The 23,242-nt window shown below is 69.3% G+C and carries 21 protein-coding genes and 1 pseudogene; 13 read left to right on the top strand and 9 right to left on the bottom strand.

The window, feature by feature from the left end; genetic code table 11:
* The first annotated feature begins 1 nt into the window (after nt 1).
* The 3 genes from ACFVS0_RS15705 to ACFVS0_RS15695 are packed head-to-tail and all read left to right on the top strand — an operon-like array spanning nt 2 to nt 3,673.
* On the top strand, nt 2–1,267 hold the full coding sequence (locus ACFVS0_RS15705; RefSeq protein WP_430588528.1) for a restriction endonuclease subunit S: 1,266 nt from the start codon (nt 2–4) through the stop codon (nt 1,265–1,267).
* Nucleotides 1,260–2,732 carry an N-6 DNA methylase gene (locus ACFVS0_RS15700; protein WP_430588472.1) on the top strand — a complete coding sequence of 491 codons (1,473 nt, stop codon included), beginning with the start codon at nt 1,260–1,262 and terminating at the stop codon, nt 2,730–2,732. Before ACFVS0_RS15705 ends, ACFVS0_RS15700 begins: the two co-directional genes overlap by 8 nt.
* Nucleotides 2,733–2,740: 8 nt before the next feature.
* The gene (locus tag ACFVS0_RS15695) at nt 2,741–3,673 is read left to right on the top strand and encodes a hypothetical protein (protein WP_430588471.1); all 933 of its coding nucleotides are present in this window, start codon (nt 2,741–2,743) and stop codon (nt 3,671–3,673) included.
* 224 nt (nt 3,674–3,897) lie between these two features.
* On the opposite strand, the gene ACFVS0_RS15690 is transcribed toward ACFVS0_RS15695, so the two are convergent.
* Nucleotides 3,898–5,022: a helix-turn-helix domain-containing protein gene (locus tag ACFVS0_RS15690; RefSeq protein WP_430588470.1), complete on the bottom strand. Its 1,125-nt coding sequence runs from the start codon at nt 5,020–5,022 to the stop codon at nt 3,898–3,900.
* Between the two features lie 30 nt (nt 5,023–5,052).
* Nucleotides 5,053–5,688: a hypothetical protein gene (locus tag ACFVS0_RS15685; protein ID WP_430588469.1), complete on the bottom strand. Its 636-nt coding sequence runs from the start codon at nt 5,686–5,688 to the stop codon at nt 5,053–5,055.
* Between the two features lie 618 nt (nt 5,689–6,306).
* Here ACFVS0_RS15685 and ACFVS0_RS15680 point away from each other — a divergent pair.
* From ACFVS0_RS15680 to ACFVS0_RS15670, 3 genes are read left to right on the top strand one after another with little or no spacing between them, the layout of a single operon-like run.
* Nucleotides 6,307–7,437: a 3-oxoacyl-[acyl-carrier-protein] synthase III C-terminal domain-containing protein gene (locus tag ACFVS0_RS15680; RefSeq protein ID WP_430588468.1), complete on the top strand. Its 1,131-nt coding sequence runs from the start codon at nt 6,307–6,309 to the stop codon at nt 7,435–7,437.
* On the top strand, nt 7,434–8,165 hold the full coding sequence (locus tag ACFVS0_RS15675) for an iron-containing redox enzyme family protein (RefSeq protein WP_430588467.1): 732 nt from the start codon (nt 7,434–7,436) through the stop codon (nt 8,163–8,165). The genes ACFVS0_RS15680 and ACFVS0_RS15675 overlap by 4 nt, the downstream gene beginning before the upstream one ends.
* The gene (locus tag ACFVS0_RS15670) at nt 8,165–8,992 is read left to right on the top strand and encodes a DUF6999 family protein (RefSeq protein WP_430588466.1); all 828 of its coding nucleotides are present in this window, start codon (nt 8,165–8,167) and stop codon (nt 8,990–8,992) included. The genes ACFVS0_RS15675 and ACFVS0_RS15670 overlap by 1 nt, the downstream gene beginning before the upstream one ends.
* Before the next feature lie 27 nt (nt 8,993–9,019).
* On the opposite strand, the gene ACFVS0_RS15665 is transcribed toward ACFVS0_RS15670, so the two are convergent.
* Nucleotides 9,020–9,508, bottom strand: coding sequence for a DUF4188 domain-containing protein (locus tag ACFVS0_RS15665; protein WP_430588465.1), 489 nt, complete (start codon nt 9,506–9,508; stop codon nt 9,020–9,022).
* 85 nt (nt 9,509–9,593) lie between these two features.
* Here ACFVS0_RS15665 and ACFVS0_RS15660 point away from each other — a divergent pair, with 85 nt between their 5' ends.
* Entirely contained in the window at nt 9,594–10,244 is a 651-nt protein-coding gene (locus ACFVS0_RS15660; RefSeq protein WP_430588464.1) for a MerR family transcriptional regulator, read from the top strand.
* An 87-nt stretch (nt 10,245–10,331) separates the two neighbouring features.
* Nucleotides 10,332–11,138 carry a hypothetical protein gene (locus ACFVS0_RS15655; RefSeq protein ID WP_430588463.1) on the top strand — a complete coding sequence of 269 codons (807 nt, stop codon included), beginning with the start codon at nt 10,332–10,334 and terminating at the stop codon, nt 11,136–11,138.
* A 21-nt stretch (nt 11,139–11,159) separates the two neighbouring features.
* On the opposite strand, the gene ACFVS0_RS15650 is transcribed toward ACFVS0_RS15655, so the two are convergent.
* The 5 genes from ACFVS0_RS15650 to ACFVS0_RS15630 form a co-directional block, all read right to left on the bottom strand.
* On the bottom strand, nt 11,160–12,200 hold the full coding sequence (locus ACFVS0_RS15650; protein WP_430563147.1) for an NAD(P)-dependent alcohol dehydrogenase: 1,041 nt from the start codon (nt 12,198–12,200) through the stop codon (nt 11,160–11,162).
* 66 nt (nt 12,201–12,266) lie between these two features.
* Nucleotides 12,267–12,800, bottom strand: coding sequence for a gluconokinase (locus ACFVS0_RS15645; RefSeq protein ID WP_430586599.1), 534 nt, complete (start codon nt 12,798–12,800; stop codon nt 12,267–12,269).
* A gap of 1 nt (nt 12,801) precedes the next feature.
* Nucleotides 12,802–13,743, bottom strand: a complete 942-nt coding sequence (locus tag ACFVS0_RS15640; protein ID WP_430588462.1) for an NAD(P)-dependent oxidoreductase — start codon at nt 13,741–13,743, stop codon at nt 12,802–12,804.
* Entirely contained in the window at nt 13,740–16,055 is a 2,316-nt protein-coding gene (gene yicI / locus ACFVS0_RS15635) for an alpha-xylosidase (protein WP_430588461.1), read from the bottom strand. Before yicI ends, ACFVS0_RS15640 begins: the two co-directional genes overlap by 4 nt.
* A 47-nt stretch (nt 16,056–16,102) precedes the next feature.
* Nucleotides 16,103–17,113, bottom strand: a complete 1,011-nt coding sequence (locus tag ACFVS0_RS15630; protein ID WP_430588527.1) for a LacI family DNA-binding transcriptional regulator — start codon at nt 17,111–17,113, stop codon at nt 16,103–16,105.
* 170 nt (nt 17,114–17,283) lie between these two features.
* On the opposite strand from ACFVS0_RS15630, the gene ACFVS0_RS15625 reads away from it, so the two are divergent.
* From ACFVS0_RS15625 to ACFVS0_RS15615, 3 genes and pseudogenes are all read left to right on the top strand, one after another.
* Nucleotides 17,284–18,489, top strand: a complete 1,206-nt coding sequence (locus ACFVS0_RS15625) for an extracellular solute-binding protein (RefSeq protein ID WP_430588460.1) — start codon at nt 17,284–17,286, stop codon at nt 18,487–18,489.
* 46 nt (nt 18,490–18,535) lie between these two features.
* Nucleotides 18,536–19,477, top strand: a pseudogene (locus ACFVS0_RS15620) (carbohydrate ABC transporter permease); the annotation flags it as partial.
* Between the two features lie 82 nt (nt 19,478–19,559).
* Nucleotides 19,560–20,312, top strand: coding sequence for a carbohydrate ABC transporter permease (locus ACFVS0_RS15615; protein WP_430588526.1), 753 nt, complete (start codon nt 19,560–19,562; stop codon nt 20,310–20,312).
* A gap of 20 nt (nt 20,313–20,332) precedes the next feature.
* Here the strand turns inward: ACFVS0_RS15615 and ACFVS0_RS15610 are convergent, their stop codons facing one another.
* Nucleotides 20,333–20,827: a hypothetical protein gene (locus tag ACFVS0_RS15610; RefSeq protein WP_430588459.1), complete on the bottom strand. Its 495-nt coding sequence runs from the start codon at nt 20,825–20,827 to the stop codon at nt 20,333–20,335.
* Nucleotides 20,828–21,364: 537 nt separating this feature from the next.
* On the opposite strand from ACFVS0_RS15610, the gene ACFVS0_RS15605 reads away from it, so the two are divergent.
* Both ACFVS0_RS15605 and ACFVS0_RS15600 read left to right on the top strand, forming a co-directional pair.
* Complete coding sequence (locus ACFVS0_RS15605; RefSeq protein WP_430588525.1) at nt 21,365–22,990, top strand: sodium:proline symporter; 1,626 nt, start codon at nt 21,365–21,367, stop codon at nt 22,988–22,990.
* On the top strand, nt 22,990–23,118 hold the full coding sequence (locus ACFVS0_RS15600) for a putative transporter small subunit (protein WP_430550256.1): 129 nt from the start codon (nt 22,990–22,992) through the stop codon (nt 23,116–23,118). Before ACFVS0_RS15605 ends, ACFVS0_RS15600 begins: the two co-directional genes overlap by 1 nt.
* Nucleotides 23,119–23,242: the final 124 nt, after the last annotated feature.

Here is a 23,242-nt window from a genome sequence, read left to right as displayed (position 1 = left end):
CATGCTTCCCACTGGATGGCGTGTAGAGGCGGTCGCCAGCCTCGCCCAGGGTGGACTCTTCGTCGATGGTGACTGGGTCGAGTCGAAAGACCAAGACCCTTCGGGCGGAGTGCGACTCACGCAACTTGCCGACGTGGGAGTCGGCGTGTTCCGCGACCGAAGTGACCGCTGGATGCGGGACGACCAAGCAGCGCGCCTCAACTGCACGTTCATCGAGCCAGACGATGTGCTGATTGCACGGATGCCGGACCCGATTGGGCGAGCCTGCCTCGCCCCGGCCATCCTTGGGCGCGCGGTGACCGCTGTCGATGTCGCTATCCTTCGGCCACGGCGCCGAGACGTCTACCCGCGGTATCTGATGTGGGCGATCAACTCACCGCAAGTCCACGAGCGGATCGCAAAACTGCAGTCAGGGACGACCCGCAAGCGGGTCTCGCGCAAGAACCTCGCGACAGTGCAGGTCCCCGTTCCGCCGCTTGAGGAGCAGAGGCGGATCGTCGAAATCCTCGAAGACCACCTCTCCCGCCTCGACGCGGGCACCACTCAGTTGGCCAGAGCCGAGGCCCGGCTCGGGCTCACCGTCGACGCTGCGATCGCCACAGCTTCAGAGCTCGCTGATGCTCCAACGCACACGCTCGGCGATGTCCTCGGTACACCGCTCAGTAACGGCAGGTCGGTACCCACTGCCGATGAAGGTTTCCCTGTGCTTCGCTTGACTGCCATGCGTGACGGTGTGATCGACCCTGCGGAGCGCAAGACGGGTGCTTGGACTGCCGCTGACGCGGCCTCTTTCCTCGTCGCGCGGGGCGACGTGTTCGCCGCGCGCGGCAATGGCAGCTTGAGGCTCGTGGGCCGGGCGGCTCGCGTCATCGATGATCCGGACCCCGTTGCCTACCCCGACACCATGATTCGGATGCGACCGAACCCCGACCTCATGCGGGCCGACTTCCTCACCGCCATCTGGAACTCCCGCACAGTGCGGTCCCAAATCGAACGCCGGGCCCGCACGACAGCAGGCATCTACAAGGTCAACCAGAAGGACCTTCTCGGAATTCTCGTTCCTCTCCCAAGCCTTGAGGATCAAGCCGCATTCATCGCGCGCGTCGACGACCTTGCCTACGCAGTGCGCGGGACTATGACGACCGTGACAACAGCACGCCGACGTGCTGACGCCCTGCGCCGTTCAGTGCTCGCGGCGGCGTTCTCGGGACAGCTGGCGGGTACTGAGTCCGACATCGAGCGAGTTGAGGAGATGGCCGGTGTCTGACGCACGACGGCTTGTTGACAAGATCTGGTCGTACGCCCACGTGCTGCGTGACGACGGTGTTGGCGTCATCGAGTACACCGAACAGCTGACGTATCTGCTGTTCCTGAAGATGGCGCACGAGCGCGCGACCCGGAAGCTCAGGCCTGAACAGATCGTGCCCGAGGAGTACTCGTGGCAGCGTCTCCTCGACGCGGAGGGTGCCGCGCTCGAGACCGAGTACACGCTCACGCTACAGGGCCTTGGCAGACAACCGGGCACCTTGGGCACGATCTTCCGTAAGGCCCAGAACCGGATCCAGGACCCGGCGAAGCTCAAGCGCCTGATCCACGATCTGATCGACAAGGAGCAGTGGTCTCGCGCCGGCACCGACATCAACGGTGACGCCTACGAGTCGCTGCTCGCCAAGGGAGCCTCCGACAAGGGATCGGGTGCGGGCCAGTACTTCACCCCCCGATCGGTGATCTCCGCGATGGTCGACTGCGTCCAGCCCACCGTGGAGGACAGCGTCGTCGACCCGGCATGCGGTACCGGTGGCTTCCTCCTCGGTGCGCACGAGTATGCGTCGCGCGGCGCGGAGTCGATGACACCGCCGGAGCGCGAGCACCTGCGCAATGGCTTCGTTCGCGGCACCGAGCTCGTCGATGGCACGGCACGTCTCGCGGCGATGAACCTGCTGCTGCACGGCATCGGTGAGGCCAACGGCGATTCCCTCATCGAGGTCAAGGACTCCCTCGCAGCAGACCCCGGCAAGCGTTGGTCGGTCGTCCTGGCGAACCCACCCTTTGGCACCAAGTCGTCGCTGACGATGGTCGGCGCGGATGGCCGCGAGGCCACAGACGACCGGTCGGTCGAGCGGCAGGACTTCGTCGTGACGACGTCGAACAAGCAACTCAACTTCCTCCAGCACATCATGACGATCCTGGACATCAACGGCCGTGCCGCAGTCGTCCTGCCGGACAACGTGCTGTTCGAGGGCGGTGCCGGCGAGACCCTGCGCCGCCGTTTGCTCAACGACTTCGACCTGCACACGCTGCTGCGTCTGCCGACGGGCCTGTTCTACGCGCAGGGTGTCAAGGCAAACGTGCTGTTTTTCGACAAGAAGCCCGCGTCGGAGACGCCGTGGACGAGCAAGCTGTGGGTGTACGACCTGCGCACCAACCAGCACTTCACGCTCAAGCAGAATCCGCTCACCCGTGCACACCTTGACGACTTCGTCGACCTGTACGCACCAGGCAAGCCGCATGACGAACGCGTCGAGACTTCCATGTTCAAGTCGTTCACGTATGACGAACTCATCACACGGGAAAAGGCCAACCTCGACATCACATGGCTACGTGACGAGTCCCTCGAAGACCTCGATAACCTGCCCGCGCCGGAGGTCATCGCTCGCGAGATCGTCGAGGACCTAACCGGGGCGCTCGAGGAGTTTGCCGCAGTTGCGTCCAGTCTCGGCAGCGCCGATTAGAGTGCCCGGTGAACTACCAGCCCCCAGACATTGCGCCTGAATTCCTTGGAACACCTGAGCACCCGAATGCGCGGGATCTGTCGAACTTCCTTGTCCACCTCACGAGCGACGAAGAAGCGCTTGGTAGTATTCTCGCGAACGGCATCCTCGAAGCGCGCGAGCCTCACGGCTTTACGAAGAGTCTGTGGATGGTGCGCGAACAACACCTATCAACTTGCCTGACTGAGATGCCGCTAACAGAACTTCCCCGAATGCGAAAGTATGCCGAGTATGGCATCGCGTTTCGAAAAGACTTCGTGCGAGCCGCCGGAGGGCAGCGTGTGTGGTATCTCGACGAAGGAAGTATCTCGCTAAGGGCGCTCAATGGGATCAAGGACAGTCTTATCGAGGAGAGTTCATGGGATCACTCCTTCTGGAATGTAACGCCGTACGTCGACCTCGTCGCACCCGGTCGCTACTCCTGGGAGCATGAGCGGGAGTGGCGGGTGGTTGGCGGACTTGCCTTCCAGTGGAGGGACGTGGCACTCGTGATAGCCCCATCAGGCTCTGAACTCGGTCCCGGTCAAGCGGGTATTGCGGTGTATGATCCGACGCAGGATGAGATCGGCTGGTGGGGCGGCGAAGCTCTCGAGATCAGCGCGGCGGTGGAGTTGCTGGCCGAGAGGTTCGATGTTCGTTGGATGACCGCGGACGAGGCCGGAATTCCATGGAGTAGTCGCGAAGGCGGCTACCAGAATGTGGGCATCGCCCTCTTTCAGGGGTCAGAAGCAGTTGAGGAGCAGTACGCGGAGTTTCCTGCATATGTGCGCGATCGAATTCGGGACCGACTTGCCGGCCGAATTGGGGATGTTTTCTGCGTCCGTGCCGAAGTTGCGTCTCACTGGGCCACGGTGGATGAGGAGCATCGCCGTTGGCTCGAAGAGGAAGGTCTGCCGGGCTGACATGCCGGCCGGGAGGTGCGATCCGAACGCGCTGTACCGTTGAAGGCTCTTGGTGCGACAGTTTTGGGTCGGGTCAGAACTGCCTGCTATGAGACAGCTTATGTTGTCGCTTTGTGCTGCTAGAGGTGTGGTCGAAGCAGAGGATGAGATAGGTGTCCACTACCGTTGGGCGAGCGTGATTCCTTTCATGCGCGGGAACCGGTCGGCTATTGCTCGGGTGCTTCTCAGTTCGACACAAGCCGGAGATCTGCTCCGCTACTGAAGCGGCCGGAGCGACCGTCGCCCTCGAGTGCCATGGGAACGAGCCCGACCAACAGCGAGCGTACGTCGGCTGGGCGAACATCCAGCAGGTCGGCAAGGTAGGGGAATCCGAGTTTCTGTTCCCGTAGGTCCGCAAGTACTTGAGACCAGAGGCTCGACGACTCGGGAATTAGCTTCGAACCCGGTTCGCTGCGGCGGAAACCTCGCCGTGCAAGTTCCTGGCATATGAGTCTATATGTCCAGTCGGTGATCACGCCGAGCTGATGGAGTCGGACTGCAACCGCCATGCCACTGACTCGCCACTCGTCTCTCAGAATCGGAATCTGATCCACTGTAATGTTGCCTCGCAGCGTTCCGAGCATCCCTCCTCGTGGCATGAGAAATGCTGAGGCGAAGTCATTTGCCTGTCTCTCCCGAACCTTGCGATCGGGTTCGAGTAGCGTGCCGCCATGCATGATGAGATGCCCAAGCTCGTGGGCAAGGTCAAATCGCAACCGTTCGGCAGTCTTTGTTGGATTGAGAAAGATGACTGCCTTCCCGTTGTGTCGGAACGAGAAGGCATCGATCGCCTGGTATGTGCCGCTCACAGAGAAGACCCGAGCGCCCTTCGCTTCGAGCATTGCGACCATGTTCTTGACGGGAGCTGTGCCCAAGCCCCAGTGTGACCTCAGCGACTCGGCGGCGACTTCTGGTCCCGCATTCATTTCGATGTCGGTGAGCTCCTGCAGGTCTGGGATTCCAGGTGTCGGCAGCTCATAGGTGGCGTCCATCCACTCTGAGAGTTCCGATGCAAGCGAGGCGAGAGCGCGCGCTGCGCTCTCGTCCTTCTGTGCGAGCCTCGAGGACGCGCGAAAGTGGAACTCGTCTGATTCGGGGAGCGTCGGGTTGTCGCGGTAGAAGAATCGTGTAGGTAGATTCAGGGCGTGCGCGGTCCGAGCGACGAGTTCATCGCTGGGAGTCGTGCGATTGCGCTCGACCTTTGATAGCCACTCTGGGGACACGTCGACCTCGCGAGAGAGGGCGGTGGCAGTCAGCCCGCGGATACTCCGCGCCATCTGAAGGCGCGACGGAACGAAGAATCGATTCATGATGCAGGTAAGGGTTCGGTCTCGGCCGGATCAGCGGCGCTGGATCTTGAAGTTGAAATCCTGATCGGGGATGTCGTGCACGGGGGCTTCGAACTTCCTGGTTCCACCGTCGAAGCGAGGCAGCAAGAGCCGCGCCCGCCAGTTCTCGATGTACGCGCCGGGCATGACGATCGGAAGGGAGAGTTCTGAGAAGACGTACCCCTGGCGCTGGTTGTAGAGGAAAACCCAGGTCTCCGTGATGTCGACCATCTCGCCTGACACGACCGTGTCGAAAAGTGACGCCTCCTCGTTGGCGGCGACGAGTGCGCCGAACGTCTTGCCCTTGGGGTTGCGGTTGCTGGGATCCCCAAAAGTCGCCTCGCCGGTATTCACATCACCGCTGCTGACTACCAGCGCGGTGTTGAGATTGGGGTTGATCCACGTCGGCTGGTTCATCGGATCCGCACGTTCCCAGCCGCGCTGCAGTCCAAGAATCCCATGGTGAAGTTCTTCAACGGTGCGAGACCATCGACCGAACTCTGCAGCCATGGTCGGCGCTCCGGACGAGTAGGAGGATGCCTCGGCGGCGCCAGCCGCAAGCGCATTCTCGAAGCACCAGGGTGCAAGGTGCATCCGCGAGAGTTGCTGCTGCAGTTCCTCGTGGTTGCGGGGCTGGATGACGGCCATGGGGCTCCCATCGGTGCGGAGGTGTGCAGTTCAAGATCGACAGTCACGATTGTGGCACAGAAACTTGAACCGCGCACGGCTGCTTGCACCCGGCGCGTCGGCGGCCCCCGTGCCAAGCGGCGTACTCTCGTCCGACAGGTGCGTGGTCAGACCTTCGTGCCTGACGACATACCGGTTCCCCGGACCACGAGGCGTACAGGGTTCGCCCCGTAGTGTGCCGTAGCTCGCGATTTGCCGGGGTGCTGGGAGGGCAGAAGGATTCCTTGACGGGTGCTGTCGTACCCCTCCAGGGCACGTGTCACGAACGTGTCCTGGGCCCTGCTTCAAGTGGCACGCGAGTTGCACGGCCGTTCTGAGCATGCGGGGAAACCGCGGAATTTCAACGATCCTGGCACCTCGGACTACACGATCAACTTCTGACCGGCCCGCGAACGGCGGCTTACCACGGCGTCCAGATCGGGAGCCCTCGGCACAGGGGGTGCGGACCCTGGCGCGATGAAGCAGGTCGGGCGAGGCGCGGGCGGATGAGGCTCCACCTGACCAGGTTCAGAGGTTCAGACGTGTCGGGGGTGTTATGAAACAGCGACACGACGGGGTCGGGTGTGGCTGAATACCCCCATGCCAGCGACCGCGTACTTGACCGGCCTGGGCCGGTACCTGCCCGGCGAACCGGTGTCCAACGACGACGTGGCGCGCCGGCTCGGCGGGGTCGACAAGCGCACTGACGGCCTGCGCGCGCGCATCCAGCGCGCCAACGGCATCCGGCAGCGGTACTACGCGCTGGACGACGAGGGCCGCACTACGGAACTCAACGAGGAGCTCGCCGTCCACGCGATCGAGGACGCACTGGCGGACCGGGGGATCGCCGCCTCCGACCTGGGCATGCTTGCGTGCGCCACGACGCAGGGCGACCTGCTGGTGCCGGGCTTCGCGTCGATGGTGCACGGGCGGCTGGGCGGCGGCCCGATGCAGACGCTGACGGCGAGCGGCGTGTGCGCGTCCAGCATCGCCGCGCTCGACGCGGCGGTGAGCAAGGTGCGGCTCGGTGACCACCCGCGCGCCGCGGTGGTGGGCTCGGAGCTGTCCAGCCGCTGGCTGCACCGGCGGCGCTTCGAGGGCGTCGAGGACCACCTGGACGCGCACTTCCTGCGGTGGATGCTGTCCGACGGCGCGGGCGCCGCGATCGTCGAGTTCCAGCCGCGCCCCGACAAGCCGTCGCTGCGGGTGGACTGGGTCCGCCAGGTCTCGCTCGCGCACGAGCACGAGGTCTGCATGCGGGCGGGCCTCGACGGCCCCACCGCAGTGGCGGGCCGTACGTGGCAGGACTACGACGACGTGGCCACCGCCGAGAAGGCCGGGCTGCTGCAGATCCGGCAGGAGACTGCCGTGCTCGACGAGCTCGCCGCGGCCGGGCTGGCGCAGTTCGAGGAGCTCGTGGGCCGCGGCCTGATCGACCTCAAGAAGCTCGACCACGTGCTCTGCCACTACAGCACCAACGCGTTCCGCGACGTCGTCTTCGACGCGCTGAGCGCGCGCGTCCCCGGCATGGACACGAGCCGTTGGTTCTCCAACCTGGAGACCTGCGGCAACACCGGCGCCGCGAGCATCTTCATCGCGCTGGAGGAGGCGTGGCGCACCGGGCGCTTCGCGCCGGGCGACACGATCCTCCTCGCCGTCCCTGAGTCCGGACGGTTCTCGTTCGGGTTCGCCCACCTGACCGTCGTCGCACCGCGAAGGAGCACCAGATGACCAGCACCGAGGCCAGCACGGAGACGAGCACCGCGACCGTCGAGGGCTACCGCCCGCCCCAGCCGGAACGGGCCGCCGGGCTGCTCGCCCGGCTCTCCGACGTCTGGACGGAATTCGAGGCCCGGCTGGCCGAGGTGCCGATCCTGCGGGCGCTCGACGCCGGCGACGTGACGGTGGCGGACTACCAGCGCCTGCTGCACAACCTGCGCCAGCAGGTGGTCGACGGGTCGCTGTGGATCGCGCGGGCGGCGTCGAACTTCGACATGGACCACTTCGACCTGCGCTCGGCCGCCATCTCGCACGCGTTGGAGGAGCACCGCGACCACCTGCTCCTGGAGCGGGATTACGTCGCCGTGGGCGGCTCCCTCGAGGCGCTGCGCGCGGGGCGGAAGAACCTCGGCTCGCAGGCGCTGTCTGGGTACATGTTCCACGAGGCGAGCCGGCCGAACCCGGTCGGGTGCCTCGGCGCGATGTTCATCATCGAGGGCCTCGGCGCGCAGAAGGCGGGCGTGTGGGCCCGGCGGTTCCAGGAGGTGCTCGGGCTGGCGGACAACCAGGTGCACTTCATGGCCTACCACCAGGACGCCGACGCCGAGCACACCGGCACGCTCGACGCCATCCTCACGTCCGACCGGATCGACGACGACGCGGCGGACGCCATCGTCACCTGCGCGCGGGTGGTGGCCCGGCTCTACGTCATGCAGCTCACCGAGCTGGACGAGATCTGATGCCCGTGAGGTCCGACCCGAGCATGTGGGAGGCGATCTACGCCGACCCCTCGGTGCCGCTCGACAAGCCGCTGGTGCGGATGATCATCGAGGACCAGCAGCGACCCTCCCGGCGGCTGCTGTACCCGATCGCGCGGATCGTCTCCCGCGTGCTGGTGGCGGTGCTCTCGGTCGTGAAGCGGGTGTTCCCCGGCAGGTGGATGACGCTGCGCACCATGGACGCGCTCTGCCTGTGGTTCCTGCGCCGGTTCGTGTCGCCGGACGCCGTCGAGCTGCTGATCCGCCACTTCGTGGTGGAGACCAACCTGGTGAACTTCATCATCCGCAACACCCCGGCCGCCATCGAACCGGTCACGCTGCGCCCGACGACGCTGTCCGGCCTGGGCGACAACGCCGTCGTCGAGCACGACGTCAACGTCTACGACGTGCTCATCGCGCTCGAGGGGATCGACATCACGGCGCCCGAGCGCCTGAACTTCGCCCAGCTCGACGTGCCGGACCTCGACCCCGAACGTCGTCGCCCCCGCCTCCTGCGCCTCGACATCCAGACGGCCCTGTGCCTGATGAACATCCCGTTCTGCATCGCGCTGAACCTCGAGGAGTTCCGCCGCGCGATCCACTCGCTGCGCTTCGACGACTCCTTCCTGAGCATCCTCGCCGTGCTGACCGACGACGAGACGTTCGAGCACTGGAAGATGGGCGCCCTGAGCCTCTGGATGGACACGAACGTGGACGTCCCCCAGCTCGTCTATCGGCACGCGCTGGTGTGCGAGTACGCCCACGCCCACCTGGTCTCGATCGCGCAGCGGAGCGGCGCGGGGGAGTAGAGGTCCGGGGCCTTTGCCGCCGGTCGCCTACGCCGACGTGACGGGGTTCTTCAGCCGCTCCCGCGCGGTGCGGCCGCGGCGGGAGGCGGGGATGCTGCCCGCGGCTCGGGCGAGGCCGAAGGGTCGGGGAGCATCGGCGTAGAGGCTCTCGTGGTGCCCGGCGGGGACGGCGTACGACTCGTGCCAGACCTGGACGGCGCCGGGCACGCGGTGCGCGCGTCGGTAGAACGCGAGCCAGGCGGGGCGGTGCCGTCGCTCGTCGGCGTTGGCGTAGCGGTAGATGTCGTCGATGCTGCGCCAGTACTGCACGACGGTGACGCCGCGCAGGTCGGCGTCGATCGTGGTGCGCGCGTGGAGGAGGCCGGCGTCGGGGTCGCGACCGAGCTCGGCGAGCATCGGTCCCATCGCGGCGAACGCGGGGAGCCAGGCGTCGGGGCGCCAGGGCTTGACCACCCGCGCGCCGATGAGGAAGACGGCGAGGCCGCCCTCGTGCTGGTGGGTCGTCAGCGTGCTCATGGGAACCTCCACTCAAACGGATAGTAGAACTCTCCAATATTGGATAGTGCTACTCTCCAAAGTCAAGAGGTACGGACGGAGGAGCATGCGCATCTCGGGTCTCGCGGAACGGACCGGTGTCCCGGTCGCGACGCTGAAGTTCTACGTGCGGGAGGGGCTGCTGCACGCGGGCACGGCTACCGCCCGCACCCAGGCCGTGTACGACACGTCGCACGTCGAGCGGGTGCGGCTCGTCCGTGCTCTCACCGAGTCCGCCGGCCTGACGCTGGGCGCGGTGCGCGAGGTGCTCGCCGTGCTGGACGACCCGCCGACCAGCCGGCACGAGCTCCTCGGGGCGGCGCAGCACGTCATGCTCGCGCGGGAGGATGGGCGCCCGCAGAGCCGCGCCGAGCAGGGTGAGCCGGCCTCCGAGGAGCCCGATCGCTGGGCGGCCCGCGCGGCCGAACTGGTCGCGGCCCGGGAATGGTGCGCCGACGACGACCCGCTCGTCGCCCGCCTCGCGGGCCAGCTCCGGGCCGCGGACGCCGCCGGCATCGACCTTTCGGACGCCCACCTCGCGGCCCTCGCCAGGGCGGCGGACGCGGTCGCCGCCGCCGATGTCGCCTCCGTGCCCGCGGACCGTGCCGGGGCCGTGCGGCAGGTCGTCGTCGGCACCCTGCTCACCGACCCCGTGCTGCTCACGCTGCGTCGCATGGCGCAGCAGCGCGCGAGCGCCGGCGTCGTGCGGACGGGCTGAGGGAGCGTCGCCCCGGCGTCGGACGCACGGCCGCTTTCACCCACGCCCCTGGGCCGGCGACGCCGCCCGCGGTGACAGACTTCGCGGATGCGGCGGCGTCTCCCGGTGGTCCTGGTGCTGGTCACGTCGGCGCTGCTGGCCGGGTGCAGCGTGCTCGGGATGGGGCCGTCCCCGACGACGACGTACACGGACGCGAACGGCGAGACCGTCACGGTGGACTGGAAGGACTACCCGGCCGCCGAGGGGTCGGACGCCGAGGCTCTGCTCGACGCCCCGGACCAGGCGGAGCTGGAAGCCCCCGCCAGGCAGCTGGTGAACGACCTCCGCGACGCGGTGGAGGAGGCGGCGGGGACGCCACTGGTGCCGCAGCGTGCGGAGGAGTCCTGGTTCGACGACGAGGACTGGTACCCGGAGGAGGGCAACGGGTACGGGGGAGAGCCCCTGCTGACGACGGTGAACTGCTGCCGGCTCAGCAGCGACCGGGTGCCTGACCTGGAGCAGTGGCGGGCGGTCGTCGACGCCGCCAGCCGGGTGACCGAGGAGGCCGGGCTGGGGCCGTTGGTGCTCGAGCACGAGTCAGAGGCGATGGCGGATGACCCGGCCTGGCGTAAGGAGTACCGCGACCGGTTCTGCAACGTCGTCGGCGGCGGTTGCTGGTGGTGGTCGGCCGTGGCCGCCGACGGCTACCGGTGGATCAGCCTCGATCTCCAGGACGCGTCCCTCGACCCGACGGGCGACGGCCTCGACGAGGCCGAGGAGCTCGACCTCCCGGCGGCCTCGATCACCCTCGACTACGGCGCGACGGTGGTGCGCACCGGGATGAAGCCTGCCTACGAGGAGGCGCTCGCCCCCTTCCGCGGGCTCGAGCAGCCGGAGGCGACCCGGTCGGAATGAAGGGGGCGAGCGCCGGCGTCGCTACAGGGTCGCCGTGTCGATGACGAACCGGTAGCGCACGTCGCTGGACAGCACGCGCTCGTAGGCGTCGTTGATCTGGTCGGCGCCGATGAGCTCGGTCTCCGGCGCGATGCCGTGCTCGGCGCAGAAGTCGAGCATCTCCTGGGTCTCGGCGATGGAGCCGATGCTGGAGCCGGCGAACGACCGGCGGTTGTTGAACAGCGAGAACACCTGGATGGGCAGCGGCTCCGGCGGGGCGCCGACGTTGACCATGGTGCCGTCGAGGCGCAGCAGCCGCAGGTACTGGTTCAGGTCGAGCGGCGCGCTGACGGTGTTGACGATGAGGTCGAAGCGGTTGGCGAGCGCCTCGAACGTGGCGGCGTCGTCGGTCGCGTAGTAGTCGGTCGCGCCGAAGGCGAGGCCGTCGTCCTTCTTCGCCAGGGTGCGCGAGAGCACGGTGACCTCGGCGCCCATCGCGGCGGCGATCTTGACGGCCATGTGGCCGAGGCCGCCCATGCCGACGACCGCGACCTGCTTGCCGGGGCCGGCGTTCCAGTGCGCGAGCGGCGAGTAGGTGGTGATGCCGGCGCAGAGCAGGGGCGCCGCAGCGGCGTAGTCGATGGCGGCGGGGACGCGGAGCACGAAGTCCTCGTCGACGACCACGTGCGTCGAGTAGCCGCCCTGGGTGATGGTGCCGTCGCGGTCCACGGCGGCGTACGTGCCGGTGTTGCCCGCGAGGCAGTAGTTCTCCATGCCGGCGAGGCAGTTCTCGCACTCGCGGCACGAGTTCACCATGCAGCCGACGCCGACGCGGTCGCCCACGGCGTGCTTCGTGACGGCGGGGCCGACCTCGACGACCTCGCCGACGATCTCGTGGCCGACGACCTGCGGGTAGGTGATCGGGCCCCAGTCGCCGCGCACGGTGTGGATGTCGGAGTGGCAGATCCCCGCGTAGCGGATGGCGATCAGGACGTCCTTCGGGCCGACGTCGCGACGCTCGATGGTCGTGGGGACCAGCGGCTCGGTCGCGGACGGGGCGGCGTAGGCGTTGACGGTGCGCAAAGAGTTCTCCTCGGTCGATGGTGCGTGCCCACCGTAGATGCCGGCGGCCCGCCCCGGGAGACCCTCTCAGGGCACCCCTGGGCGGCTGAACCAGCCCGCGACGACGTCGACGGCGCGGTCCACGGTCTGGTCGACGTCGACCATCACGCCGGTCTCGTCGGAGCCCAGGGGCTCGAGCGTGGCGAGCTGCGAGTCGAGGAGCGCCGGCGGCATGAAGTGGTCCGCGCGCGCCGCGATGCGCCGCGCGAGCAGGTCGCGGTCGCCGTGCAGGTGGACGAACGCGACGTCGCCGCCCGCGCCGGCCCGCAGGATGTCCCGGTACGACCGGCGCAGGGCCGAGCAGGCCACGACCGCCGGTGCGCCGTCGTCGCCGCCGCGGAGCACCTCCGCGACGCGGGCGAGCCAGGGGCGCCGGTCGTCGTCGGTGAGCGGGGTCCCCGCCGACATCTTCGCGACGTTCGACGGCGGGTGCAGGTCGTCGGCGTCCACGAACTGCAGGCCCAGGCGGGCAGCGAGGAGCCACCCGACCGTCGACTTGCCGCAGCCCGCGACGCCCATGACGACGACGCCGCGCACGTCGCCCGGGCCCGCTCCGGCCACGTCAGTACCCGGCGGCGGGGTCGACGACGCCTTCGAGCGTGCCGCCCGCGACGAAGCGGCGGAGGTTCTCCTCGACCCGTGCGCGCAGCAGCGGCGCGACCATCTCGGCGGTGTCCGCCGTGTGCGGGGTGATCAGCGCGGTCGGCAGGTCCCACAGCGGGTGGCCGTCGGGCAGGGGCTCGGGGTCGGTGACGTCCAGCGCCGCGCCGCCGAGCCGGCCGGAGGCCAGGGCGGCGACGAGGGCGTCGGTGTCGACGAGCCCGCCGCGCGCGATGTTCACGAGCACGGCGCCGGGCTTCAAGGCGGCCAGCTCCTCGGCGCCCAGCAGCGCGCGGGTCTGCGTGGTCAGCGCCGCGGCGACCATGACGACGTCCGCCCGGGCGAGCTCCGCGCCCAGGTGCTCCGTGGTGACGGTCCGCTCGGCGCCGGGCACCGGCTCGGCCCGACGGCGGACGACGACGGTGCGCGTGCCGAACGGCGCGAGCAGGTCGAGGTACGTCCGGGCGATGCCGCCTGCGCCGAGGACGAGCACGTCGGCCCCGAACAGGGACGTCCCGGCGGACCTGCCCCACGAGCGGGCGCGGGCGCGCTCCGGCAGGTGCCGGAGCAGCGCCAGGGTCAGCGCGAGGGCGTGCTCGGCTACGGGGCGGGCGAAGGAGCCCTTCGCGGAGGTCCAGGTGATGCCGGGCGCCTCGAGCAGCCCGCCGTCGGCGTACGCGTCGACCCCGGCCGACGGGAGCTGGACCCAGCGGGTGCCCGGCGCGGACGCCAGCGCCGCCCGCAGGTCGGCGAGGTCGCCGCCGAACCAGAGCAGGCCGTCGGTCTCCGGACCGGGCGGGACCAGTCGGGCGCCGGCAGCCGCCACGGCGTCCGGCAGCCAGCCGGCCAGGTCCGAGCCGGGGCTCGCGACGCTGACGCCGGGGCCCGCCGTCGTGCCGCTCATGCCGCGACCCGCGCGACGCCGTCCGCGGCCTCGGCGCGGGCGCCGCCCACGACCTCGACCGACCAGCCCGCGCCGAGCGCCGACTCGACGACGACCTCGTCGCCGTCGCGCCGGACGGTGAACGCCACGGCCTCGCCGTCGGCGCCGTCGACCTCGACGTGCCGCGACCAGCCGTCCACGCCGGGGTGCACGAGCAGCGTCAGCCCGTCGAGGTGATCGGCGTCCGGGCGCTCCTCGTGGGCGCTGAGCGGGACGACGCCGCCGGTGCGGACGTAGACCGGCAGCGAGTCGAAGCCGTGGTTCTCCCGCACCCAGCGGCCACCGGCGACGCGCTCGCCGGTGAGGAGGCCGGCCCACTCGCCCTCGGGGAGGTAGAGGTCGACGTCGCCCTCGGCGTTGAACACCGGCGCCACGAGCAGGTCGGACCCGAGCATGTACTGGCGGTCCAGGTGCGGCACCGCGGGGTCGTCGGGGAACTCCAGCAGCATGGGCCGCATCATCGGCGTGCCCGACCGGTGCGCCTCGTGCCCGGTGGCGACGAGGTAGGGCGCGAGCCGGTTCTTGAACCGCGCGAACGTGCGGGTCACGGCGACGGCGCTCGTCGGGTCGGACTCGTCCTCGCCGAACATCCACGGCACGCGGTAGGACCCGCTCCCGTGCATGCGGCTGTGGCTGGAGAACAGGCCGAACGCCGTCCAGCGCTTGAACACGCCGGCGTCCGGCGTCATCTCGAAGCCGCCGATGTCGTGGCTCCAGTACCCGAACCCGCTGTACGCGAGCGACAGGCCGCCGCGCAGCGACTCGGCCATCGACACGTACGACGCCGTGGAGTCGCCGCCCCAGTGCACCGGGAACTGCTGCCCGCCGGCGGTGGCCGAGCGGGCGAACAGCACGGCCTCGCCGGTGCCGCGCTCCTCGGCGAGCACCTCGTGCACCGCCTCGTTGTAGAGGTGGGTGTAGTAGTTGTGCATCCGCTCCGGGTCGGAGCCGTCGAAGTACTCGACGTCCACCGGGATCCGCTCGCCGAAGTCGGTCTTGAACGCGTCGACGCCCTGGCGCACGAGCACGCGCAGCTTGTCCTTGTACCAGGAGGCGGCGTCCGGGTTGGTGAAGTCCACCAGGGCCATGCCGCCCTGCCAGCGGTCCCACTGCCAGACCGAGCCGTCCCGACGCTTCACCAGGTAGCCGGCCGCCATGCCCTCGTCGAAGAGGGGCGACTGCTGGGCGATGTACGGGTTGATCCACACGCACACCCGCAGGTCGCGGTCGTGGAGACGGGCCAGCATGCCCTCCGGGTCGGGGAAGGTGCGCTCGTCCCACTCGAAGTCGCACCAGTTGAACTCGCGCATCCAGAAGCAGTCGAAGTGGAACAGGCTCAGCGGGATGTCCCGCTCCGCCATCCCGTCGATGAACGAGTTGACCGTGGCCTCGTCGTAGTCCGTGGTGAAGCTCGTGGACAGCCACAGCCCGTACGTCCAGGCAGGGATCTCGGCGGGGCGGCCCGTGAGCGCGGTGTAGCGCTGGAGGATCGTCTTCGGGTCCGGCCCGTAGACGACGAAGTAGTCGAGGGCCTCGCCGAGCACCGAGAACTGCACCCGCTCGACGGCCTCGGAGCCCACCTCGAACGAGACGTGGCCGGGGTCGTTGACGAACACCCCGTACCCGCCGGTGGTCAGGTAGAACGGCACGTTCTTGTACGCCTGCTCGCTCGACGTGCCACCGTCGTAGTTCCAGATGTCGACCGTCTGGCCGTTCTTCACCACCGGGCCGAAGCGCTCGCCCAGGCCGTAGACGAGCTCGCCCACGCCCAGGTCGAGCTGGTCGAACACGTAGCTGGTGCGCCCGTCGCGGCGCAGCTCGATCGGGCCGTGGTCGACGGAGGCGTCGGGCGCGACGTCGGCCCACGCGGCCGACTTGCCGCTCGACCCGGTGAGGCGGCGCCCGTCGGCGTGGAACGACAGCTCCCAGGACTTCCCGACGGACAGCTGCACGTTGAGGTCGCCGGTGGTGAGCGTGCCCTGGCCGTCGACGACCTTCGCCTCGCCGACGCCGTCCAGCAGGTCCAGCTCGAAGCGGCGGGGCTCCTGGCGGCCCTTGTGGTGGACGTGCTGCACCCGCACGACGTTCTCCATCGGCGACGACACCGTGGTCGTGATGACCGGGTTGTTCAGGGTGTCGCCGCGGTGCCGCACGACCTTGGTCGGCGCGACGGAGCGCAGGCTCGCGCCGTCGGCGGCGACCCGGTCCACCTCGCGGGCGTAGTGGATCGCGACGCCGGGGCGGGCGTGCCAGAAACCGTCGGTGAACTTCATGGGGGAGGGCCTTCCGTGGTGCGGGTGGTGCGGGGCGCCGGCGGGCGTCAGCGGGCGTCGGCGGTGGAGCCGACGAGCTGGAGCGTGCCGGGCAGGAGGTCGTGGGTGGGGGCGGCGGACGGGTCGGCGAGGCGGTCGACGAGGTCCTGGACGCTGCGGGAGCCGAGCTCGGCGCCGGGCGCGACGACGGCGCTGACGGCGGGGTCCGCCGTCGCGAGGTCGGCCGCGGACGTCGCGAGCGCGAGAACGGAGACGTCGCCCGGGACGGCGCGGCCGGCCGCGCCGAGCCCGTTCACGAACCCGGAGAGGGCCGCCTCGTTGAGGACGAGGACCGCCGTGACGTCGGGGTGGTCGGCGGCCAGGGCGGTGGCGGCCCGCCGTCCGGAGCGCGGGTCCTGGGTGGCGCGGACGACGAGCGGGTCGAGGCCACGGCGCGCCGCCTCGGCCAGGTACGCCTGCTCGGTGCGGACGACCGGCCCGTACCCCGACCACGCGGGGCCGGAGGGGCCGCCCGGCTCGCCGAGGACCAGGGCCACGCGGCGGTGCCCGAGGTCGGTGAGGTGGTCGAGACCGGTGGCGACCATGCCGGCGAAGTCCATGTCGACGTACGACAGCCCGGTCGGGTCCTCGGTCCGGCCGATCAGCCCGAAGGGAACCTCGCGCTCGGCGAGCAGCGCGACGCGCGGGTCGTCGGCGGTGACCTCCATGAGCAGGACGCCGTCGACGAGCCCGCCGGACAGGTAGTCGTCGAGCTGGGCGACGTCGTCGACCGGCCACAGCACCACGTTGAAGCCGCGCTCGGTCGCGGCGCTCGCGGCGGCGGTGACGATGCTCAGCGCGGTGCTGCCGAGGCGGTGCTGCAGGGCGGGGAAGACCAGCGCCACGATGTGGCTGCGGCGGCTCGCCAGAGCCCGGGCGTGCACGTTGCGCCGGTACCCCAGGTCGGCCATCGCGTCCTCGACGCGGGCGCGCGTCGCCGGGGCGACGCGCTTGGTCCCGTTGACGACGAACGACACGGTCGTCAGGGAGACGCCGGCCCGGTCGGCCACGTCCTGCATGGTCACCACGGGGCACTCCTCACGTCGGGAACAGATCGGGATCAGGGCTCGGGAACGGTGCTGCGGATCGATGATCACACAGCCGGACGAGATTGGTAAAGCGCTTTGACAGCCTCGCCGGGTCGTGCCTAACCTCGCCGTCACGTGAACCGAGCGAAGGAGCTACGACTGTGCGACGAACCCACACCGCCGTCGGCGCGGCGTCGGCCGCCGTCGTCGTCCTGGGGCTGTCAGCCTGCAGCGGCGGTGCCCGTGCGGACGACGGCACGCTCGTCGTGACCGACACGCTGTCCGACACCAGCGCGCCCGTCTACCAGGAGGTCTACGACGCCTGCGCCGCCGAAGTCGGCATGAAGGTGCAGGCCAACCACGTGGCGGGCTCCGGGCTCATCGCGACCGTGCTGCAGCAGGCGTCGTCCGACACGCTCCCCGACGTCCTCATGCTCGACAACCCCGACGTGCAGCAGATCGCGTCGTCCGGCGCGCTCAGCCCGCTGACCGACTACGGCATCACGGGCGAGGGGTTCCCGCAGGGCGTCGTCGACGCGGGCACCTACGACGGCGACCTGTACGGCATCGCGCCCGTCGTCAACACGGTCGGCCTGTTCTACGACGTCGACGCGCTCGCCGAGGCGGGGATCGAGCCGCCCACCACCTGGGACGAGCTGCGCGCGGCGGCCGAGGCGCTGACCACCGACGGGCGCTACGGCCTGGCGTTCAGCGCCGCCAACACGTTCGAGGGCACCTGGCAGTTCCTGCCCTACCTGTGGAGCAACGGGGCGGACGAGGACGACCTCACGTCGCCCGAGGCGGTCGAGGCGCTCTCCTTCGTCAACGGCCTCGTGCAGGACGGGTACGCGTCGTCGAGCGTCGTCAACTGGTCGCAGAACGACGTCAACGACCAGTTCATCGCGGGCAAGGCCGCCATGATGGTCAACGGGCCGTGGAACATGCCCGCGCTGGAGGCCGCCGAGGGCCTCGACTACGCCGCCGTCCCGCTGCCCGTCCCGGAGGCGGGTGACACGCTCGAGGCGCCGCTCGGCGGCGAGGCGTTCACCGTCCCGCGCACCGGGAACCCCGACAAGATGGCGAAGGCCGGCGACTTCGTCGCCTGCGTGACCCGCGGCGAGCACCAGCTCGCCATGGCCACCGGCCGGGGCGCCGTCCCGTCGGACACCGAGGTCGCCGCCGAGGCGGCTGCCGAGAACCCGGTCGTGGCGACGTTCGTCGACACCGTGCAGACCGCCCGGTCGCGCACCGCGCTGCTCGGGCCGGACTGGCCCGGCGCCGCCACCCAGATCTACACCGCCCAGCAGCTCGCGCTGACCGGGAGCGAGCCTCCCGCGGAAGCCCTCGAGCGGGCGACGGAGCACTGATGCGCACGCCGACCTCGCGCGCGTCGTCACCGAGGAAGGATCGACGATGACCACCACCCTCGCCGGCCCGGCGCCCGTCGTCGCGCCCGGTCTCAGTGCCGACCGTCGGCGCAGCCGCGCCCGGGTGCGCGAGCGGACGGCCCAGTGGCTGTTCCTCGTGCCGGCGATCGCGTACGTGCTCGTGTTCTTCGGGTACCCGATCGTCAAGAACCTCGTGATGGGGTCGCAGGACTACACCGTGCGGACCTTCGTCTCGGGCGAGGCGCCGTGGGTCGGGCTCGACAACTACGTCGAGGTCGTCACGAGCAGCCTGTTCCGCACGACCGTGCTCAACACGGCGCTGTTCACCGTCGGCTCGATCGTCGGCCAGTTCGTCATCGGGCTCATGTTCGCCCTGTTCTTCAAGCGGCGGTTCCCGCTGGGGAACGTGCTGCGGTCCCTGCTCCTGCTGCCCTGGCTGCTGCCGATGATCGCGGGCACCGCGGTGTGGAAGTGGATCCTCGACCAGGACGGCGGCGTCCTCAACGAAGCGCTGGGCTCGATCGGCATCGCGCCGGTCCACTGGCTCACCAGCCCCGACGTCGCGCTCGTCGCCGTCGTCCTGGTGAACGTCTGGGTGGGCATCCCGTTCAACATGACGCTGCTGTACTCCGGGCTGCAGAACATCCCCGACGAGCTCTACGAGGCCGGCGCCCTCGACGGCGCCACCGGCGCCAAGGCGTTCTGGCACATCACGTGGCCCAACCTGCGGCCCGTGGTCAGCGTCGTCCTCGTGCTCGGCGTGATCTACACCCTTAAGGTGCTCGACATCATCCTGGGCCTCACCGGCGGCGGACCCGCCAACGCGACCCAGACCCTGGCCACCGACTCCTACCGACGCTCGTTCCAGGAGTTCTCCTTCGGCACCGGCGCCGCGGTCAGCAACATCCTCATCGTGGTGTCGCTGCTGTTCGCCGTCGTGTACCTGCGCGTCAACAAGCGCGCCGTGGTGAGTGAGGTTCATCGTGAATCAGACGACCGACGCCCGGAAGCTGCGGTACACGATCGTCGGGATCGTGCTCCTCGCGGTCATGCTGTTCCCCGTCTACTGGATGGTCAACGTGTCCCTCCAGGGCGGCGGTACGGCGGCGAACAGCTCGTTCTTCCCGACGAACGTCACGTTCGAGGGCTACCAGCGCGCGTGGGAGGACCAGACGGGCAACCTCGTCACCAGCATGATCGTGGCCCTCGGCGCGGTGCTCGTGTCCCTGGTGATCGCAACGCCCGCCGCCTACGCGCTGTCGCGGTTCCGGCTGCGCGGCATGGGGGTCTTCCTGTTCGTGCTGCTGCTGGCGCAGATGATCCCCGGCATCGTCATCGCGAACTCGCTCTACACGCTGTTCAACGACCTGGGCCTGCTCAACACGTACGTCGGCCTGATCCTCGCGAACGCCACGCACGGCATCCCGTTCGCGATCCTCATCATGAGCGCGTTCATGCGGTCCATCCCGCCGGCGCTCACCGAGGCGGCGCGCGTCGACGGCGCCGGCCACTTCCGCGCGTTCTGGTCGATCATCGTGCCCGTGAGCAAGAACTCGCTCATCACCGCCGGGCTGTTCAGCTTCCTCTTCGCGTGGAGCGACTTCATGTTCGGCCTCACCCTCACCACGGGTGCGGACATCAAGCCCATCACCCTCGGCATCTACGACTACCTGCAGGGCAACGTCCAGAGCTGGGGGCCCGTGATGGCGAGCGCCGTCATCTCCTCCGTGCCGGCGATCGTGCTCCTCGTCCTCGCCCAGCGGTACATCGCCGCCGGCGCGCTCGGCGGCGCGGTGAAGTGACGTGAGATGACCTCGGCACCTCAGCCGAGGGCCGCGGCCCAGAGCCCGCTGCTCGTGTAGAGCTCGGCGACCTCGTCGAGGTCTACCGGGGGCGCCGAGTCGCCGGTGCCGACGGCCGCTGCCACCCACCAGTCGGCGCCGGGCAGGCCCGCCGAGGCGTAGGCGCGCACGCCTGGTTCGAGGTGGGGGCAGCCGGGGCGCGGCCGTGCGAGGACCTCGCCGTGCGCCGGCTCCCACAGGCGCACCGACCCGTCGCGCTCCTCGTCGAGGACGACGGCGTCGTACCACCGCCACACGACGACGTGGCGCCCGCCGGCGGGTGCCGCGATCGCGACCAGGTGGCCGGGGGAGAAGCGTTCGGTGTGCGGCGAGGGGACCGTCGCGGCGAACGGGACCGTGGCGGCGCGGCCGTCGTGCCACACGTCGCAGGCGGTCTCGCTGACGCGCAGCACCCGCGCGGTGCGGAGGGAGGGCGTCGGGCCGGGGCCGCCGTCGCGCCCGTCGTCGGTCGTCATGCGCGGGAGTCTGGCAGGACGGCGCGTCGTGGGCGACGGGAATTCCCCGCGTCCTCTGGTCGGTGGCGCCCTGGGAATAATGTGTCCATTTTGTGGTATAAACGTGACCGACGGCCATTGATCGGCGCGCTGTGCCGCGCCCGGAGGAACCCCGACACCACGTCTCGTCGGCGCGCTCTCGCGAGAGTTCCCGCTTGGTCCCCGTCACGAACCGCCGGCCCCTCCGTGCGCCGGCACCCGCACGCCCCGACCGCGGCGCATCGCCGTGCGCCCTGGTCAGGACGGTTGACGAACGGAAGGAGCGTCGTGCTGTCGACCCAGCCGGCACGGTACGCACTGCCCTGTGCGTGCCGCCCCGTCTGCCCCCGGCGAGTGCCGCCCGCCTAGCTGTCGTTCCCGCTGTCCCCGTCCCGCCGGACCCGCATCGGGCCTCCGGTTCCCTGACGAGAGAGTGAGAACCCCTTGGGCAACCTGCAACAGATCCCTGGACCGATCGTGATCCTCATCCTGCTGCTGTTCTTCGGCGGCAGCTTCTACATGTCGGTCCGCATCAGTCGCAAGAAGGAGAACGCGGACGGCTACATGACGGGCGGCGGAAAGATCGGCTTCGGGATCTCCGCTGCGTCGATGACCGCCACCTGGATCTGGGCGTCGTCGATGTACGCCTCCGCCACGTCCGGCTACACCTACGGCGTCTCCGGCCCCATCCACTACGGGCTCTGGGGCGCGCTGATGATCCTGCTCATCTACCCGTTCGGGCGCCGCATCCGCGCCGTCGCGCCGCGCGCGCACACGATCGCGGAGGTGATGTTCGCCCGCCACGGCCGCTCGAGCCAGCTCATGCTCGCCGGGTCCAACGTGCTCGGCAGCGTCATCAGCCTCACGTCCAACCTCATCGCCGGCGGCGCCCTCGTCGCCATGCTCACGCCCTACACCTTCACGCAGGGCATCGTCGCCATCGCGGCCGGCGTGCTCCTGTACACGCTCTGGTCGGGCTTCCGGGCGTCGGTCCTCACCGACTTCGCCCAGGTGGTGGCGCTGCTGGGCGCGGTCGTGGTCATCATCCCGGTGGTGTTCTTCGCGGCCGGCGGGCCCAGCCTGTTCGAGACGGGCGCGGCGAACCTTACGGCCCAGCAGAAGGACTTCTTCTCCTCGGACGCGTTCTTCAACCAGGGCGCCCCGTACATCGCGGCCGTGCTGGCCTACGCGATCGGCAACCAGACCATCGCCCAACGGCTGTTCGCGGTCCGTGAGGACCTCATCAAGAAGACGTTCGTGACCGCGACCTTCGGCTACGGCGCGACGATCATCGGTATCGGGATGCTCGGCGTCATCGCCCTGTACGCGGGCATCGAGCCGCTCGGCGGGGACATGAACAACCTCGTCCCGCAGATGGCCGCGAACTATCTGAACCCCGCGCTCCTGTGCCTGTTCTTCGTGATGATCATCGGGTCGCTCTCCTCGACGGCGGACTCCGACCTGACGGCCCTCTCGTCGATCGTCATGGCCGACATCTACGGCCAGAACGTCGCCGGCAAGAAGCGCGCCAACCCGCGGACCATGGTCCTCATCGGCCGGATCACGATGGTCGTCTCCATCGCCGCGGGACTGGTGTTCGCCGGGTCGAAGTTCAACATCCTCGACCTGCTGGTGTTCGTCGGTGCGTTGTGGGGCGCCCTCGTGTTCCCCGTCATCGCGAGCTTCTACTGGGACCGGGTCACGAACGTGGCCTTCAGCGCCGCGGTCGTCGCGGGGCTCGCGTGCTTCCTGCCCGTGCGCTTCTCGTGGGTCGACCTCTCGGGCGGGCTGGGCCTCGCGTCGGACGTCCTGTCCACGCTCGGCATCGGGATCGTGCTCGGCCTGATGGCCTTCGGCTTCTTCGGCAAGCGGGTCGCCCTCGTCGTCGGGACGGTCGCCACGGTGGCGGCCGCGCCGTTCGCGATCGGGTTTCTGCACACCTACCCGGTGCTGTCGGGCTCGCTCGTGGCGTACGCGGTCAGCACGATCGTCTGCGTCGCCCTGACGCTGCTGAGCAAGGACCGGTTCGACTTCGTCCTGATCAAGGAGCGCACCGGCAACTTCGACGAGGAGGAGACGGCTGCGAGCCGTCCGGCCGAGGAGCCGCGACGGGGCGAGCCCGTCGCGGCAGGAGAGGGGATCTGATGACGTTCCTGCTGACGGTGTACGTGCTCGTCTGGCCCGTCGTCGTGGCCGGCGTGCTCTTCGTGATCAGCCGCGCGTTCTACCGCGAGCTGCGCAAGGCCAGGGCCGAGGGGCGCAGCGTGATCTAGCGCGGGCCCCCTGGCCCGGCGCCCGCCGTGTGGGGGGGGGGGGGTGGGCGCAGCCGGGCCGACGGGGGAAGTGGGAGGAGGGGTAAACGACGCTGTGAGCAATGTCGGTCCTATTAGAGCGGGC

The organism is Isoptericola sp. NPDC058082 (genome assembly GCF_042885055.1).
Taxonomy (GTDB): domain Bacteria; phylum Actinomycetota; class Actinomycetes; order Actinomycetales; family Cellulomonadaceae; genus Isoptericola.
Note: the sequence above shows the minus strand (reverse complement) of the source record. Positions and strands in the feature narration are given on the sequence as shown.

Bases quoted from the DNA above. Each gene is read 5' to 3' on its own strand.
- ACFVS0_RS15685 (WP_430588469.1), bottom strand. From the start codon at position 5,688: ATGGCCGTCATCCAGCCCCGCAACCACGAGGAACTGCAGCAGCAACTC.
- ACFVS0_RS15640 (WP_430588462.1), bottom strand. From the start codon at position 13,743: ATGAGCGGCACGACGGCGGGCCCCGGCGTCAGCGTCGCGAGCCCCGGC.
- ACFVS0_RS15690 (WP_430588470.1), bottom strand. From the start codon at position 5,022: ATGAATCGATTCTTCGTTCCGTCGCGCCTTCAGATGGCGCGGAGTATC.
- ACFVS0_RS15600 (WP_430550256.1), top strand. From the start codon at position 22,990: ATGACGTTCCTGCTGACGGTGTACGTGCTCGTCTGGCCCGTCGTCGTG.
- ACFVS0_RS15675 (WP_430588467.1), top strand. From the start codon at position 7,434: ATGACCAGCACCGAGGCCAGCACGGAGACGAGCACCGCGACCGTCGAG.
- ACFVS0_RS15610 (WP_430588459.1), bottom strand. From the start codon at position 20,827: ATGACGACCGACGACGGGCGCGACGGCGGCCCCGGCCCGACGCCCTCC.
- yicI (WP_430588461.1), bottom strand. From the start codon at position 16,055: ATGAAGTTCACCGACGGTTTCTGGCACGCCCGCCCCGGCGTCGCGATC.
- ACFVS0_RS15615 (WP_430588526.1), top strand. From the start codon at position 19,560: ATGCTGTTCCCCGTCTACTGGATGGTCAACGTGTCCCTCCAGGGCGGC.
- ACFVS0_RS15655 (WP_430588463.1), top strand. From the start codon at position 10,332: ATGCGGCGGCGTCTCCCGGTGGTCCTGGTGCTGGTCACGTCGGCGCTG.
- ACFVS0_RS15605 (WP_430588525.1), top strand. From the start codon at position 21,365: ATGTCGGTCCGCATCAGTCGCAAGAAGGAGAACGCGGACGGCTACATG.
- ACFVS0_RS15630 (WP_430588527.1), bottom strand. From the start codon at position 17,113: ATGCAGGACGTGGCCGACCGGGCCGGCGTCTCCCTGACGACCGTGTCG.
- ACFVS0_RS15665 (WP_430588465.1), bottom strand. From the start codon at position 9,508: ATGAGCACGCTGACGACCCACCAGCACGAGGGCGGCCTCGCCGTCTTC.
- ACFVS0_RS15670 (WP_430588466.1), top strand. From the start codon at position 8,165: ATGCCCGTGAGGTCCGACCCGAGCATGTGGGAGGCGATCTACGCCGAC.
- ACFVS0_RS15705 (WP_430588528.1), top strand. From the start codon at position 2: ATGCTTCCCACTGGATGGCGTGTAGAGGCGGTCGCCAGCCTCGCCCAG.
- ACFVS0_RS15680 (WP_430588468.1), top strand. From the start codon at position 6,307: ATGCCAGCGACCGCGTACTTGACCGGCCTGGGCCGGTACCTGCCCGGC.
- ACFVS0_RS15660 (WP_430588464.1), top strand. From the start codon at position 9,594: ATGCGCATCTCGGGTCTCGCGGAACGGACCGGTGTCCCGGTCGCGACG.